Source organism: Clostridium acidisoli DSM 12555, assembly GCF_900176305.1.
Lineage (GTDB): Bacteria > Bacillota > Clostridia > Clostridiales > Clostridiaceae > Clostridium_I > Clostridium_I acidisoli.
Genome location: NZ_FWXH01000003.1, coordinates 231709 through 247600 on the forward strand (window position 1 = coordinate 231709; position 15892 = coordinate 247600).

Annotated in this window: 14 protein-coding genes and 1 pseudogene; 6 read left to right on the top strand and 9 right to left on the bottom strand. The window is 28.7% G+C overall.

Annotation, left to right across the window (positions count from 1 at the left end):
• Nucleotides 1-2: 2 nt before the first annotated feature.
• The gene (gene glgD, locus B8978_RS06235) at nt 3-1145 is read right to left on the bottom strand and encodes a glucose-1-phosphate adenylyltransferase subunit GlgD (protein ID WP_084114781.1); all 1143 of its coding nucleotides are present in this window, start codon (nt 1143-1145) and stop codon (nt 3-5) included.
• Between the two features lie 21 nt (nt 1146-1166).
• Nucleotides 1167-2309, bottom strand: coding sequence for a glucose-1-phosphate adenylyltransferase (locus B8978_RS06240; protein ID WP_084114782.1), 1143 nt, complete (start codon nt 2307-2309; stop codon nt 1167-1169).
• A 293-nt stretch (nt 2310-2602) separates the two neighbouring features.
• Here B8978_RS06240 and B8978_RS19765 point away from each other — a divergent pair, with 293 nt between their 5' ends.
• Nucleotides 2603-2758, top strand: a complete 156-nt coding sequence (locus tag B8978_RS19765; RefSeq protein WP_176212626.1) for a hypothetical protein — start codon at nt 2603-2605, stop codon at nt 2756-2758.
• A gap of 95 nt (nt 2759-2853) precedes the next feature.
• Here B8978_RS19765 and B8978_RS06245 read toward each other — a convergent pair whose 3' ends face one another.
• The gene (locus B8978_RS06245) at nt 2854-3669 is read right to left on the bottom strand and encodes a hypothetical protein (protein ID WP_084114783.1); all 816 of its coding nucleotides are present in this window, start codon (nt 3667-3669) and stop codon (nt 2854-2856) included.
• A 128-nt stretch (nt 3670-3797) separates the two neighbouring features.
• On the opposite strand from B8978_RS06245, the gene B8978_RS06250 reads away from it, so the two are divergent.
• Nucleotides 3798-4580 (top strand): HD domain-containing protein, encoded by a 783-nt coding sequence (locus tag B8978_RS06250; RefSeq protein WP_084114784.1) that lies wholly within the window; start codon nt 3798-3800, stop codon nt 4578-4580.
• Between the two features lie 63 nt (nt 4581-4643).
• Nucleotides 4644-4832, top strand: coding sequence for a DUF1540 domain-containing protein (locus tag B8978_RS06255; RefSeq protein ID WP_084114785.1), 189 nt, complete (start codon nt 4644-4646; stop codon nt 4830-4832).
• A 45-nt stretch (nt 4833-4877) separates the two neighbouring features.
• Here B8978_RS06255 and B8978_RS06260 read toward each other — a convergent pair whose 3' ends face one another.
• Together B8978_RS06260 and B8978_RS06265 are read right to left on the bottom strand one after the other, a co-directional pair.
• Nucleotides 4878-5339, bottom strand: coding sequence for a metal-dependent transcriptional regulator (locus B8978_RS06260; protein WP_084114786.1), 462 nt, complete (start codon nt 5337-5339; stop codon nt 4878-4880).
• Between the two features lie 4 nt (nt 5340-5343).
• Entirely contained in the window at nt 5344-5589 is a 246-nt protein-coding gene (locus B8978_RS06265) for a hypothetical protein (RefSeq protein ID WP_084114787.1), read from the bottom strand.
• A 161-nt stretch (nt 5590-5750) separates the two neighbouring features.
• Here B8978_RS06265 and B8978_RS06270 point away from each other — a divergent pair, with 161 nt between their 5' ends.
• Nucleotides 5751-6512: an exodeoxyribonuclease III gene (locus tag B8978_RS06270; protein ID WP_084114788.1), complete on the top strand. Its 762-nt coding sequence runs from the start codon at nt 5751-5753 to the stop codon at nt 6510-6512.
• Nucleotides 6513-6611: 99 nt separating this feature from the next.
• On the opposite strand, the gene B8978_RS06275 is transcribed toward B8978_RS06270, so the two are convergent.
• Nucleotides 6612-7451, bottom strand: coding sequence for a CvfB family protein (locus tag B8978_RS06275; protein ID WP_084114789.1), 840 nt, complete (start codon nt 7449-7451; stop codon nt 6612-6614).
• Nucleotides 7452-7654: 203 nt separating this feature from the next.
• On the opposite strand from B8978_RS06275, the gene B8978_RS06280 reads away from it, so the two are divergent.
• Complete coding sequence (locus tag B8978_RS06280) at nt 7655-9271, top strand: ABC-F family ATP-binding cassette domain-containing protein (protein ID WP_084114790.1); 1617 nt, start codon at nt 7655-7657, stop codon at nt 9269-9271.
• A gap of 377 nt (nt 9272-9648) precedes the next feature.
• On the opposite strand, the pseudogene B8978_RS19480 reads toward B8978_RS06280, so the two are convergent.
• The 3 genes and pseudogenes from B8978_RS19480 to B8978_RS06290 all read right to left on the bottom strand — a co-directional run.
• Nucleotides 9649-9753, bottom strand: a pseudogene (locus B8978_RS19480) (transposase); the annotation flags it as partial.
• Nucleotides 9754-10072: 319 nt separating this feature from the next.
• On the bottom strand, nt 10073-11308 hold the full coding sequence (gene hydF / locus B8978_RS06285) for a [FeFe] hydrogenase H-cluster maturation GTPase HydF (protein WP_084114791.1): 1236 nt from the start codon (nt 11306-11308) through the stop codon (nt 10073-10075).
• A gap of 21 nt (nt 11309-11329) precedes the next feature.
• Nucleotides 11330-12730: an aspartate ammonia-lyase gene (locus tag B8978_RS06290; protein WP_084114792.1), complete on the bottom strand. Its 1401-nt coding sequence runs from the start codon at nt 12728-12730 to the stop codon at nt 11330-11332.
• 223 nt (nt 12731-12953) lie between these two features.
• Between B8978_RS06290 and B8978_RS06295 the strand changes: the two genes are divergently transcribed.
• Entirely contained in the window at nt 12954-15884 is a 2931-nt protein-coding gene (locus B8978_RS06295; protein ID WP_084114793.1) for an insulinase family protein, read from the top strand.
• Nucleotides 15885-15892: the final 8 nt, after the last annotated feature.

Genomic DNA, 15892 nt, shown 5'->3' on the forward strand with positions numbered 1-15892 from the left:
TTTTAATATAATGATCTTTTTTCTATAACCAATGGAAAATCAGTGTCTCCTTTTAGATCAGTATTTTCTTCAATTACATTATTTTTATCAACAATTACATTGTTTAGCTTTGCATTAGACTTTATTGTGCAACCTTGCATTATCACACAGTTACTAACTTCAGCTCCTTCCTCGATAGAGACTCTTCTAGAAAGCACACTATTATTAACAGTACCTTTAATTAAGCAACCATTAGAAATTAGGGAGTTACATACATTTGAACTACTAAAATGTTTAGTAGGTGGTTCATCCATAACTTTAGTATATATAAGTCCGCTAGAAAAAAATAAGTCTTTGTTTATATCAAGGTTTAACATGTCCATATTTGCCTTGTAGTAGGATTGAACTGAATTTATATATGCTAAATACCCCTTAAACTCATATGCATTTGTGCTTAGGTTCATGATGTTATCGTATATACAATTTTTAATATCAATCCAACATCCAGTTTTTATACAGTTGTTAAGCAAATTTATCAACAATTCTTTACTTAACATAAACATGTCCATTGATAGGTTTACGCTGCCTTCACAAGTTAAATCGTTATTGGCATTTTGTTTTGAAAATGTAATGTTTTTACCTACACCTATTACCGTATTGTCTTTTGATAGATTTAAAACGTTACAATCTTTAAAACAAGGATTGTTTGCAACTATTTTTTTATAAATAATTGTGACATCTTTACCTGATTGCTCATGAAACTTTGCAGCTGCTTCATAGTCTATGTTACATACCATAGAGGAAGTTGAGATGATAACCATCTTCTTTTTACTTCTATATAAATATTCCATGTTATTTCTTATCATTTCAATATCTTTTAAATTAGTATTACTTTCACCAAAATTAAATACAAAAAGTCCATCAATTTTTCTATTTAAATCCCAAGGTTTGCCGGAGGATACATGATCAATAAGTGATCTGGCTTTACTTTGGGTGAATATTCCAACATTTTTTATTCCTGAGTTCGCTAGGTTGGAGAGGGTAAAATCTATTATTCTATACCTACCAGCAATTGGGATAGAAGCAATTAATCTATTTTTTGTTAAACTTTTTATATTGTCTGTATTTTCATTTAAACTTAATATACCCATATATTCGGATAACATATATATTACCTCGCTTTCTAATTAAACTGCTGCACTTTCCTTTATTTGATCACCTTCAGCGATTACAGTTATTTCATCGCTATTTCCTACAACACAGTTATTAGATATAATTGCATTGCTGTCAATAATTGATTTTCTAATTGTTACATTATCTCCAATGTACACATTAGACATAACCACAGAATCATATATTTTTGAATTTTTACCTATATGAACTCCTGGAAATAAAACTGAATTATAAGTTTCACCCAAAATCACACAACCTTCAGCCACTAAAGAACTTTTTACTATTGAGTCAGGAGCTATATATTGTGGTGGACTTACAGGGTTAACTGAAAAAATTCTCCAATCAGGATTGTGAATATCAAGTAAATTGTTGTCATTTAGCATATCCATATTTGCTTGCCAAAGACTATCAATTGTTCCAACGTCTTTCCAATATCCTTTGAAAGGATATGCAAATAGTTTTTTACCTTCATTAAGCATTTTTGGAATTATGTTTTTACCAAAGTCATTGTTTGAATGTTCATCATTTTCATCTTCGATTAACATTTTTTTAAGAATTTTCCAATTAAAAATATATATTCCCATAGAAGCCATATTATTTTTGGGAATTTTTGGTTTTTCTTCGAACTCATAAATCTCATTGTTTTCTTTAGTGTTCATTATTCCAAAACGACTAGCTTCTTCCATTGAAACTTCTATTACAGCAATGCTGGCATCAGCACCTGATCTTTTGTGTTCTTCTAGCATTTTACAGTAGTCCATTTTATATATATGGTCACCTGACAATACAAGAACATATTCTGGATCATAGGAGTCTATGAAGTGACTGTTTTGATATATTGCATTAGCGGTACCTTTATACCAATCTCCTCCATTTTCTTCCATGTATGGTGGAAGTACATAAACACCACCATTAGTTCTGTCTAAATCCCATGGACTTCCAATTCCAATATGCCTATTAAGAACAAATGGCTTGTATTGAGTTAGAACTCCAACAGTGTCAATTCCAGAATTGGAACAATTACTTAGAGTAAAGTCAATAATCCTGTACTTTCCTCCAAAAGGGACTGCGGGCTTTGCAATGTTTTTAGTGAGAATTCCAAGTCTACTACCTTGGCCACCAGCTAAAATCATAGCAATCATTTCTTTTTTTTGCATATCAATAACCTCCCCTAGTTTAAGCTTAAAAGTAAAAGTTTATAAATAAAACATATACCATACCATATATATATATTACCTTATTTTGTGAAAAAAGGCACTAGGAAAACAATATTATTTTGGGAATATAATAAAAATTTTATCAATTGTGAACAATTCGAATATTGTAATTAATAGTATTCAAAAATTATAAAAAAATTAAAAAATATGTAGAATATACAACATGATTACAGAAAATTATTATTTGTATAAAAAATTTTTTTGTACAAATAATAATTTTGGAGGTGTTTATTATGTCAAAACGATCAATGGCAAAAACTTCACCAGAAAAAATTAAGATTTATGATGATAGAAATCCTGAAAATAAGATACAGCAATCAATTGAAACGAGTGCATTAAATGAATCAGCTTATGAATTTGGAAAAAATAAAAACGTTGATAAACAGTGATGTAACAAATAAAAAACTAGAGTATGACTTTTTAACAAAGCTCATACTCTAGTTAGTTGTTTAAAATTCAACAATTATACAAGTAATATATTTTGTTATTTTTTTATAAAATATATTACTTCACTAATAAAAAATGAAATTACTGAAAAAAGTAGTGCTAAAAATAAAAGTGATGAAAAATAGGCGTTATATTTGGTTATTCCTAGAATATAATCAAAAGTATTAACACTAAAATTTTGTGCTAATGCATTTAAAAATATAATTATTATATAAAGCATAAAAAAACCGTCTAAAGCACCTTTAATGTCAGGTTTACTTAAAGCAATGTGTGATGAAACTGAAAATGCTATTATTACAAAAATCCAAAAATTTATACTAATAAGATTTGTTATTGAAAAGATGTACTTAATTAAATAAAGTGAGTTGAAAAAAATGTACTTTATAAGTCCAAAATCAATGGTAGTATAATTAAGGTTTTGCTTTAAGCTATTATTAAAAGCTGTAAATGAAGAGGGTAATAAAAAATACAATGATAACAGTAGAACAAATGTACCACTAAGTATAGGACCAACACCTATAAAAAAATTGCCAATTCTTTGGTATATATTTTTTTTGTTGTATGAGTGCTCAACATAACCTAAGGTTCCATCATTACTATAAAACTGCAGTAGTTTAATTTTGTTTATTCTATGAAGAAAAATAACACACATAATAGCATGACCAATTTCATGAACAGGTGTTCCAATAATAGCTGTTGTTAAAATTCCCTTATAACCAAAAGATTTTTGCATGTTTTTGTTGGTTGTTTTTTCTAGTATACCCAATAAAAATCCTATAATAATTATTATTCCAGTTAAATAAAATATTTCTATAGTACTGATCTTTACAATATTAAAAAATAAGACTGTCATATTTATTCCTCCACTTAAAAGTTAACATGAAATATTATATCACATAGAATTTAAATAGAATATTAACATTTTGTGTTATAATATTTAGTAGTATTCTAATAATAAACATTTCTAGTGGAGGTAATAATTTGGAAAAAATTGATTTGATATATTTTTATGATTGGTTTGATAAATATGTAAAAACATTTCTTGACAAAGATACTTTTATAAATGAGAACATAAAATTAAAAGAGGAGCATACAAAAAGAGTCTGTGATAATGCAAACATGATTTCAAGAGACATAAAAATTAATGAGCACGATAAGAATATTGCTGAAATAGCAGCACTTTTTCACGATATAGGAAGATTTGAACAATTTAAGAAATATAAAACCTTCAATGACAAAATCTCAGAAAATCATGCTTTGTTAGGTATTAAAGTGTTAAAGCAAGAGAAAGTGCTTTCAAATTTGAAAGAAGAGGATCAAAAATGTATTTTTAAAGCTATAGAAAATCATAATCTATTTAAACTAGAGAAAGATTTAGATGAAAAAAGCAGCTTGTTTTCAAAAATTATTAGAGATGCTGACAAGCTTGATATTTACAAGGTGGTTACAGACTATTATAAAGAACCCGAGGATAAAAAAAATACTGCAATAGAGCATGATTTGCCTAATACTAAAGGATATTCAAGTGAATTTATGGTTGATATAATGAATGGCAAAAATTCAAGCAATAAATATATAAAAAATAGAAATGATATGAGATTAATAAAACTTACTTGGATTTTTGACATTAACTATAATATATCCCTTAAGCAAATTATAAATAAAAAATACATAGAGAAGACTTTTGAGGTACTTCCAAGAACAGAGGAAATGGACAAAATGAAAGAGATTTTATTTAAATATATTAACGAAAAAATAAATTAACAAAGTATAAAAAATCATCTATTGCTAATAATAATGTTTGTTATGAAAGGCGAGGTGATAAAAATGGATTTTCAAGGTAAAGAATCAACAGGAAATTATAATGGTAGTATTGCCTGTACAGTAACTGAATGTAAATATAATGCAAAAGGTGATAGATACTGCACTTTAGATAAGATTCAAGTGGTAAAACATGAAGCAGAAGCTAAAACTGCTCAATGTACCGATTGTGGAAGCTTCATGAAGCTAGGATAAAAATATATTAATTAAGAGTTGAAAGTTTATCTTATCAGCTCTTAATTATTTTTTGCAAAAATTTCTGTAGTTTGTTATAAGGGAAGCATCACTATTTAAAAAGTTAATTAAATTTTTTATGGAATCCAATGTGTCCTTGTTTAAAGTGTGTTCTATTTTTTCAGTTTGTTCTAAAAGTGTAGAAGATAGACCAAGTAATTTTAAAAAGTTTTCAATTGTATTGTGTCTGTCCAAAAGAAATGCACCAACATTTATACCTTTATCCGTTAAAGTGATTATTCCATATTTTTCGTAATGAATTAAATCATACTCAGATAATTTTTGAATCATTTTTGTAGCAGAGGGTGGCTGGACATTTAAAGCCTTTGCAAGATCGTGTACTCTAGTAAAATGGCTTTTTAAAGAGAGTCTATAAATCATTTCTAAATAATCTTCCATAGAAGCAGTAAGAGTATGATTATCTTTCTTCATATATTCACCAAAGGTATAAAAATTATCTTTAAGCATCTTATCACCCTAATTCTTTTTTTAAATTGTCAATTTGATTTTCAAGGTCTATTATCTGTTTTCGTTTTTCTTCTTTTGAATTTAAGTACTGCTCTTGAGCAGCTATTGTAAGTAATGATGCACCTAAATTTGTTATGAAGTTTCCTAGAACATTAATATCATCAGGACTTTTGCCTTTGGATATTGCTATTGCTATAATGCTTGATAGTAATGTAAGTTCATCTGGTGATATTGAATCAAATAAGTTCACTATTTTCACCTCTTTGTAGGAATAAAAAGATTTACAAAAAACATGACTACAAATATGTTTCTGTAATGTTATAATAACTAATATATTATATGATAATAAAAATTTTAGTTGTATAAATTTTGTATTGATACAGTTAAATTAATTAGAGAGGTGTAAGGGTAATGGATATATATTCTTGGAATGTGAATGGTCTTAGAGCTATCAGTGGAAAGGGATTCTTTGAATTTATAAGTGATAAATCTCCAGATATTTTATGTATACAGGAGACAAAACTTCAAGAAGATAAATTAACAGATGAACTTAAAAATATAGAAGGATATTATTCTAATTTTTCTTTTGCAGAAAAAAAGGGATATAGTGGTGTAGCAACGTACTCAAAGGAAAAACCATTGTCAGTTAAACATGGCATAGGGGTAGAAAAGTTTGATTCAGAAGGTAGAGTATTAATTACTGAATTTCATGAGTTTATTTTGTTCAATATATATTTTCCAAATGGACAAAAAGATGAGGAAAGATTAAATTACAAGATGGAATTTTATGATATTTTACTAGATTATTTGAATGTTTTAAAATCAGATGGGAAAAAACTTATTATTTGTGGAGATTACAATACAGCACATAATGAAATAGACATCAAAAATGCCAAAGCAAATGAAAAATATTCTGGATTTTTGCCTATAGAGAGAGCGTGGATGGATAAGTTTATTTTAGAAGGATATGTGGATACTTTTAGAAAACTTCATCCAGAAGAAGTGAAGTATTCATGGTGGAGTTACAGATTTAAAGCTAGAGAAAAAAATGTAGGTTGGAGAATAGATTACTTTTTTATAACAGAAAATTTAATAGATAAAATAAATTCAGCAGAAATACTAAACGAAGTGATGGGCTCAGACCATTGTCCAATAAAGATAGGTTTGAATTAAAAAACTAATTTATGAAAAAAAGTTGAAAATTTAGAGTAAAGAATGTTCTTCTTACTTTAGATTTTCAACTTAACAAGTTTTTGTTTTTAGAAATACTATCTATTTAAGTTTTGTACCATCTTTATCTTGAACAATTAGTCCTTGTTTCATTAATCCGCCAAGCGCATTTTTAAAATAGTTTTTACTCTGATGAAAAACATGTTTTATATCCTCAGGAGAGCTCTTGTCATTGTATGGCATAAAACCATTATTATCATTCAGATATTTAAGTATGACATCTTCAAGTTCAAGTCTCTCATCCTTAGGAGCTTTTCTTGTTGTAAGTGACATTTTCCCATCCTCAAAATGCTTTTTTACTCTTAGTTTTAATTTTTCACCAGGAACGATTCTGTCGTAATACTCATTTTTTAAAATGACACCTTTAAACTTATTATCTACAGCTACCATTACGCTTCCATTGGTTTGAAAACCATAGACAACTCCTTCAACGTCTTTTCCAACAATGTATTCCTCGGTGTTTTCAATGTAATCTTCTATAAAAGTGGAAGCAGCAAGTCGACCAGTTTTATCTACATATACGTAAAATAAATAGCTATTTCCTTCAACCAATAAATAATTTTGTTCTTTTATAGGTACAAATAAATCTCTTTCTAAACCAAAATCAACGAAAGCACCTATTGTTGTTACAGATACCACTTTTAAATATGCTAGCTGATAAGCTTCAGCATAAGGTTTTTTCATTGTGGCAATAAGCCTATCCTTTGAATCTCTATATATAAATGCATCTATTTCATCGTCAACATTAATATCAGCACCTAAAGCACTTTTAGTAGGAAGTAAAATATCATCACTTGTCTTACCTGTTCCTGCATCTAAAAAATATCCAAAATCTGCTTTTCTACAAATTGTCAGTTTGTTGAACTTACCTATTTCAACCATAAAATTTGTTTTCCTCCTTTAAAATACTATATGTATTTTATTACGTCTATACATTGTAACACATAACTATAGGTAGTTAAAGGTATTGCTATAGAACTTAATTTTAATCTTCCATATATATTGTAGCTTATGTTATAATGATTTGTAGTTTGAACGTGAAAAATAATTGTAAACAATTAAAAATATAAAAGGATGGTATTTTAATGTTAAGTACAACAAATGTAAGTCTAAGTTATGGTGGTAGAAAATTATTTGAGGATGTAAGTATAAAGTTTACACCAGGTAACTGTTATGGTGTAATTGGTGCAAATGGAGCTGGAAAATCTACTTTTTTAAAGATATTATCTGGAGAAATAGAACCTAACACTGGAGATGTAAGCCTTCTTACTGGAGCAAGACTTACGGTTTTAAAGCAGGATCACTTTCAATTTGATGAATATGAAGTATTAAAAACTGTAATAATGGGGCATCAAAGACTTTATGAAATAATGACTGAAAAAGATGAAATCTATGCAAAAGAAGACTTTTCTGATGAAGATGGTATAAGAGCTTCAGAACTTGAAGGCGAATTTGCAGAACTTAATGGTTGGGAGGCTGAATCAGAAGCAGCAACACTTTTAATGGGACTTGGAATACCTGTATCAGAACATTATAAAACAATGAGTGAACTAAGTGGACCAGAGAAGGTAAGAGTACTTCTTGCTCAGGCATTATTTGGTCATCCAGATGTACTTCTTCTTGATGAGCCTACAAACCATTTAGATATGGATTCAATAGAATGGTTAGAGGAGTTTTTAATAAATTTTGAGGGTACAGTTATAGTTGTATCTCATGATAGACATTTTTTAAATAGTGTTTGTACTCACATGGCAGATGTTGATTTTGGAAAGATACAACTCTATGTTGGAAACTATGATTTCTGGTATGAATCCAGTCAATTAGCACTTAAGATGGCAAAAGATCAAAATAAGAAAAAAGAAGAAAAAATCAATGAATTACAGACATTTATAGCTAGATTTAGCTCAAATGCATCTAAAGCAAAACAGGCAACTTCAAGAAAGAAACTTTTAGATAAAATAAATTTAGATGATATAAAACCGTCTACTAGAAGATATCCTTTTGTTGGATTTAAAGCAGAAAGAGAAGCTGGAAATGATATTTTAAATGTTGAGAATATAAGCGCTACTGTAGATGGAATTAAAGTGCTCAATGACGTAAGTTTTATTGTAAACAAAGATGATAAAATAGCAATTGTAGGTGAAAGTGAAATAGCAAAAACCACATTGTTTAAAGTATTAATGGGAGAACTTGAGCCTGATAGTGGTTCATTTAAGTTTGGAATTACAATAACAAATTCATATTTCCCAAAGGATAATTCAGAATTTTTTAATGGAGTTAATTTGAGTCTAGTTGACTGGTTAAGACAGTTCTCAGAAGATAAGACAGAAAGTTTTGTGAGAGGATTCCTTGGAAGAATGCTTTTCTCTGGAGAAGAGGCATTAAAAACTGCAGATGTGCTTTCTGGTGGAGAAAAAGTAAGATGTATGCTTTCAAAAATGATGTTAAGCGGTGCTAATTTACTTATCTTAGATGAACCAACAAACCATCTTGACCTAGAATCAATTACAGCTTTAAATAATGGATTAATTGACTTTAAAGGAAATGTATTATTTGTATCTCATGACCATCAATTTATTGACACAATAGCTAATAGAATAATTGAAATAACACCAAAGGGAATAATAGATAGAAAGATGACTTTTGAAGAGTACAACGAAAGTGAAGAAATACAAAAGCTTTCGAAAGAAATGAATTCTTAATACTCTGAATTAAAATAATTCTTAATAGTTAGAAATTGCAAAGCAAAGATTAAAGAATTTTATCATAGCTAAAGCTAGATAAAAAGATTAAAGAAAGCCTTCGGCTAGATGGAAGAGTTGACGAGGCTAAAATCGTCAAAGGTGAGAGAAGTTACTTACGTAACAGGTTAAAAATGAATGTCAATATACTTGAGAACGTATATGGTTCTGTGTAAATTAGAATAAAAGAGAAGAGATTTAACCGAAAATTACTATGGGAAAATATTCCTATAGTAATTTTTGTTTTTAGGTTATTACTAAATACTGAGAAGGTATAGCGGCTTTATATTATTAGGTATTTGCCTCCCCAGGCTGAGTCTAAGGCTTTAAAGCTTCAACATATACTTATAAGGATATACCTCATTTAGTGTTCTGTTTTGCCAAGCAATGGCGGTATCCATTACATTATTGGTAATTTTAGATATTATTGATGGAGATATATCCTCCACATTTTACAGTTAGTTATATATAAAAAACATACATAGATTTGAATTTACACAAATCTATGCACGTTCCCAATTAACTGTTATATAAAAACCAAGGGCTACGCCCAAAAGCAAAACCTACGGTTAAAATACATAGTAGAGTTGTCTTTAAATATTAAGACATATAAATTTAAATTCATTATTTTTTTGACGTAGGAGGAAAAATTTTCTTAGCCTTTATGAATTTATCCATAAACACTTCACCTTTTAACGTGAGAAGCAAGCGTTAAAAACCTTCACTATTACTCTGTAATTTCTTTATATTATGACGTATCATTTACTCTTCTTCTAATTCAAGTCTTGCAGCAGGGAAGGGCGCAAGTGTTCTTTCTAAAATACCTTGAACATAAGCAATTAATACTCCATAGTTTACTATTGGAATCTCAGCATCTATTGCTTCTGATATTCTGTGAAGCATAGCACGCCTATTAAGCATACAACCAGCACAATGAACAATAAGAGCATAATCCTTTAAATTTTCAGGAAAAGAAAATCCACTAGAAAACTCAAACTGTAAATCTTTACCTGTCATTTGCCTTAACCATCTTGGTATTTTTACTTTTCCAATATCATCTGATTGCCTATGATGCGTACATGCCTCGGCAATAAGAACTTTATCTCCATCCTTTAGTTTTTTAATAGCAAAAGCACCACGTACGAGTTCACTTAAATCACCTTTATACCTTGCTAAAAGTATGGAAAATGAAGTTAGAGGTATATCCTTTGGCGTATCAGCAGCTACCTTTAAAAAAGCCTGTGAATCAGTTATAACAAGGTTTGGTTTTTTATTTAAGTTTTGGAGAGTTTCTCTAAGTTCATATTCTTTAGTTACAATGGAAATAGCATCGCTTTCGAGAACATCACGTATAACCTGTTGTTGTGGTAAAATAAGTCTTCCTTTAGGAGCAGCTTTATCAATTGGTGTTACAAGTATAACAAAATCACCAGGAGATATTAAATCACCTACAATTTTAAATTTGTCCTCTTCATTAGGACATGACTTTATTAAGTTTTCTTTTATTTCTTTAATACCAATATTATTTTTTACAGATACCCTGATAAGTTTAAAACCAAGTTTTTTTTCAAAATCTAAAATTTCATCTTCTTCTAAATTTACTAAATCAATTTTATTTAGAACTCCTATTATGGGGATTTTTTTTTCTTTGATTCTAGTAGCTATCTCTAAATCAAAGTCAGTTAAACCTTCATTAGAATCTATAATTATTAAAGCTACATCGGTTTTGTTTAAAACATCAAGGGTCTTTTTCTTTCTTAAATCTCCAAGCTCTGTCTCATCATCAAGACCAGCAGTATCGATAAATACAACTGCACCTAAGGGTAAAAGCTCCATAGCTTTGTATACTGGGTCAGTTGTTGTACCTTTAACCTTTGATACAAGTGATATATCTTGATTTGTAAGGGCATTTATTATACTTGATTTACCAACATTGGTTTTGCCAAACAAGGCTATATGTATCCTATTTGACATAGGAGTTTCATTTAAACTACTCATATATACACCATCCATAATGTTTTATTTGCCTGGAATACCAGGACTTGTTAAAGTGAAAGGGTTTAATATCTTTTTAAGCAAAGCGGTATCAATTAAGTTTTCACTTTCTATTATATCCTTAATTGTTCTATTTTCTAAAATAGCTCTCCTTGAAATTTCAGAAGCCCTATCATATCCAATGTAGTGAACGAGAGCAGTTGCAAGAGCAGTTGAATTTTCTAGATTACTTCTACATTGCTCTAAATCAACTTTAATATCTATAATACATTTGTCATTTAATATGTTAACCCCATTTTCTAAAAGATTAAGAGAATCTAAAAGGCTATCTGCAATAAGTGGTGCAAATGCATTAAGTTCTAGTTGTCCACTGGAAGCAGCTAAAGTTATAGCAGTATCATTTGCAATAACTTTCATAGAAACCTGAGCTATCATTTCTAGAATCACAGGATTTACCTTTCCAGCCATAATTGAAGATCCAGTTTGTACCGGAGGAATAATGAGTTCACCAATACTGCCTTTAGGACCGCTACCTAAAAGTCGTAGGTCATTCGACATCTTAATTAAATTCACAGCGGCAGATTTTAAAAGGCCGGACACCTCTACAAATACATCCATATTTTGAGTTGTATCAATTGGAAAATCACTTCTTGAGAGGCCAAGACCAGTTAAGTTTTGAAGTATATCTGTAACTAAAAAGATGTATTTTTGAGAGGCATTCATTCCAGTACCAATAGCAGTGCCGCCAATATTAACCTCTCTAAGTCTTTCTTCAACTTTATAAAGTCTCCACCTATCTCTAGATATAGCACGAGCAAAAGCACCAAATTCTTGACCTACCATTATAGGAAGTGCATCCATTAATTCAGTCCTACCGAGCTTTAAAATATGTGAAAACTCATTTTCTTTATCTTGAAGACTATCTTGAAGACGACTAAAGGCCTCAGAAGTTTTTCTTAAAAGTCCTATGGACGCAATTCTAAGTGCAGTTGGATATACATCATTTGTTGACTGTGACATATTCACATCTTCTATTGGATGGACAATGTTATATTCACCCTTTTTACCACCTAGAATTTCTATGGCAATGTTACTTATAACTTCATTTACATTCATATTCGTAGAGGTTCCAGCACCACCTTGAAGTGAGTTAGTAATAAATTGATCTAAAAAATCACCACTAAGTATTCTATTGCAAGCTTCTATAATTGCATCAGCTTTTTTTTCATCAAGTTGATTCAGCTTTTTGTTAGCAAGTGCACAGGCTTTTTTTACAAGAACCAATGCTTCTATAAGTTCAAAGTTAACCGATTTCTTACTTATATTAAAATTTTCTATAGCACGTAATGTATTGATTCCATAATATATGTCATTAGATATCTTTTTTTCACCAAGCATATCCTTTTCAACTCTAAAATTATCCATGTTTTAACCTCCGTGTGTATCCCTAAATCACATTTTAGCAAAGTTTATATTTAAATTCAAACAGGCAAGAAATATTTTTTGTATAAATTAATATTTATTAAGAAGAATAAATATATAATATAATTCAGTATATTGAATTAAGTAAGTTAAAGAATTATAATACATTTATCTAGTTATATTGTTATATGGTTTAACTTACTATATAGAGAGGGGCCAAAAATCTATGAATTATGAAATTAATAAGATTTATAATGGATTTAGATTAATTGAAGAAATGCAAATTAAAGATATAAGTTCTACTGGACGTGTCTTTCTACATGAAAAAAGTGGAGCAAAACTGATAAACATAGAAAATTCAGATGATAATAAAGTCTTTGCAATTAGTTTTAAAACACTACCAGATAATAGTACAGGAGTTTTTCATATATTAGAACATTCGGTATTATGTGGATCTAGAAAATTCCCATCAAAGGAGCCTTTTGTAGAGCTTGCTAAAGGGTCACTCAATACCTACCTTAATGCAGCAACATATTCTGATAAAACCATGTATCCAATAGCAAGTAAAAATGATAAGGATTTCAGAAACCTCATGGATGTGTATTTAGACGCCGTATTTTATCCAAATATATATAAATATCCTGAGATTATGAAACAAGAAGGTTGGCATTATGAATATAACAAAGACAATGATCAATTAAGTTATAAAGGTGTAGTTTATAATGAAATGCAAGGTGTATATTCTTCACCTGAATCACTTTTATTTAGAGGAATAAGTTCAAATCTTTTTCCAGATACTTCATATAGTCATGATTCTGGTGGAAATCCTATGAACATACCAGAGCTTACAGGAGAACAATTTTTAAGTTATCATAAAAAATATTATCATCCATCAAATAGTTATATTTATTTATATGGAAAATTAGATATTTTAGATCAATTAAAATTTATAGATGAAAATTATTTGTGTAATTTTGAAAAAATTGATGAAAAAATTGAAATAAAAAAACAAGAAGCTTTTAAGGAAATGAAAGAAAAATCTGTCTTTTATCCTATTTCAGAGTCAGAAGATGCAAATGATAAAACATATTTAAGTCTTAATTTTGTTATTAGTGATGCAACAAATAAGGAATTATATTTAGCATTTGATTTATTAGAGGATATTCTACTTGAAACAGCAGCGTCACCATTAAAAAATGCTATAGTTAAAGCTAATATTTGTAAAGATGCCTTTGGAATGTACAATAACAGTATTCTTCAAACATATATGAGTATTGTAATAAAAAATTCTAATGAAGCTGAAAAGGATAAATTCAAAAAAGTTGTATTTGATACGCTTAGGGACATAGTAAAAAATGGGATAGACAAAGATTTAATTGATGCAGTTATAAATTCAAAAGAATTTGATTTAAGAGAAGGAGACTATAGCACATATCCAAGAGGTCTTGTATACTGTGAAAAAGTAATGAATAGTGTGCTACATAACGGTTTGACTTTTCAAAACCTAGAATTTGAGAATGATTTAGAAAAGATCAAAAAAAATTCAGAGAATAGATATTTTGAAAGTTTAATAGAAAAATATTTACTTAACAATCCGTACAGTCTAATGTTTTCAGTTGTACCTAAAAATGGATTGTCGAAAGAAATAGCTAATGAGGAAAAAACAAAACTTGAAAAATATAAAGCTAGTCTTAATAAAGAACAATTATCACAAATTATAGCTGAAGCTGATGAATTAGTTAAAAGGCAATCTTTACCTGATAAAAAAGAGGATCTTTTAAAAATACCATTACTAACTATAAGTGATGTTAATAGAGAAGCTGAAACATATAATACTAAAATATATGATGAAGATGATTATAAAGTATTATATAATGAATTAGACACTAACGGAATTAATTATGTAGATATGTATTTTGACGCAGGTAATGTGAAACAAGAAGATATTCCATACATTACCCTTCTTTCATATTTGCTAAGTAAAATGGATACAAAAAATTATTCTTACGAAAGTCTTTCTAATGTTATAAACATTAATACTGGCGGAATTGATTTTGATTTGGATTTATATTCAGATGCAAATGATATAGATAAATATTATCCTAAGTTTATAGTAAGAGGAAAATGTATTCATGAAAAGTCAGAAAAGTTAATTGAACTATTCAAAGAAATAATTAACAACACTAAATTTGAAAATAAAGATCGATTTAGAGAGGCATTTTATGAATTAAAATCTAGAATGGAAATGATTATCGTAAGTGGAAGTGTAAGAATAGTAGGAACTAGGCTTAATTCATATTATTCGAATGTCTCACAATATAATGAACTTGTAAATGGATTATCTTTTTATGAATTTTTACTAGAAATTCATAAGGACTTTGATAATAAAGTTAATGAGATTTTTACTAAATTAGGAGAAATTTCAAAGCTTATATTTAATAGGAAAAACTTAATAATAAGCATAGGTTCAGCTAAAGAAGATTATGAAATACTAATACCAAAAGTTAAAGATATGGTGTTAAAAGATTTTAGATCAGAAACTTATGAGAAACAAGAATACAAATTTACACCATCTAAAAAGAATGAAGCTTTGGTTACATCATCAAATGTTCAATACGTTGCAAAAGGAAACAATTATTCTAAATTTGGATTTAGTTATACAGGAAAATTTTTAGTGCTTAGAACTATAGCAAATTATGATTATTTGTGGAATAATATAAGAGTCAAGGGCGGAGCTTATGGAGTATTTATATCATTTAGAAGAAATGGTAATATGTCAATATGTTCTTATAGAGATCCTAATATAATAGAGACTATAAAGGTTTATGATGAATTTGCAAAACATCTAGAAAAGTTTACTTGTGATAAAAGGGAAATGACTAAATACATTTTAGGTACCATAAATTCATTAGATACACCTCTTTCAAATTCTATGATATGTGAAAGAGAAGTAGCAATTTATATTAGCAACTTAGACAAAAAGCTTCTTCAAAAAGAGAGAGAAGAGGTCTTAGATACAAAAATAGAAGATATTCAAGAAATGAAGACAATAATAGATAAATGTATGGAAGAAAACTATATATGTGTATTAGGTGGAAAAGAAAAAATAGAAGAAAATAAGGACGTTTTTGAAAATATTATAAATATATTTGAATAGATTTATTG

Bases quoted from the DNA above. Each gene is read 5' to 3' on its own strand.
- B8978_RS06290 (WP_084114792.1), bottom strand. From the start codon at position 12,730: ATGGATAATTTTAGAGTTGAAAAGGATATGCTTGGTGAAAAAAAGATA.
- B8978_RS06245 (WP_084114783.1), bottom strand. From the start codon at position 3,669: ATGACAGTCTTATTTTTTAATATTGTAAAGATCAGTACTATAGAAATA.
- B8978_RS06240 (WP_084114782.1), bottom strand. From the start codon at position 2,309: ATGCAAAAAAAAGAAATGATTGCTATGATTTTAGCTGGTGGCCAAGGT.
- hydF (WP_084114791.1), bottom strand. From the start codon at position 11,308: ATGAGTAGTTTAAATGAAACTCCTATGTCAAATAGGATACATATAGCC.
- glgD (WP_084114781.1), bottom strand. From the start codon at position 1,145: ATGTTATCCGAATATATGGGTATATTAAGTTTAAATGAAAATACAGAC.
- B8978_RS06275 (WP_084114789.1), bottom strand. From the start codon at position 7,451: ATGGTTGAAATAGGTAAGTTCAACAAACTGACAATTTGTAGAAAAGCA.
- B8978_RS06295 (WP_084114793.1), top strand. From the start codon at position 12,954: ATGAATTATGAAATTAATAAGATTTATAATGGATTTAGATTAATTGAA.
- B8978_RS06260 (WP_084114786.1), bottom strand. From the start codon at position 5,339: ATGCTTAAAGATAATTTTTATACCTTTGGTGAATATATGAAGAAAGAT.
- B8978_RS19765 (WP_176212626.1), top strand. From the start codon at position 2,603: ATGTCAAAACGATCAATGGCAAAAACTTCACCAGAAAAAATTAAGATT.
- B8978_RS06280 (WP_084114790.1), top strand. From the start codon at position 7,655: ATGTTAAGTACAACAAATGTAAGTCTAAGTTATGGTGGTAGAAAATTA.
- B8978_RS06270 (WP_084114788.1), top strand. From the start codon at position 5,751: ATGGATATATATTCTTGGAATGTGAATGGTCTTAGAGCTATCAGTGGA.
- B8978_RS06255 (WP_084114785.1), top strand. From the start codon at position 4,644: ATGGATTTTCAAGGTAAAGAATCAACAGGAAATTATAATGGTAGTATT.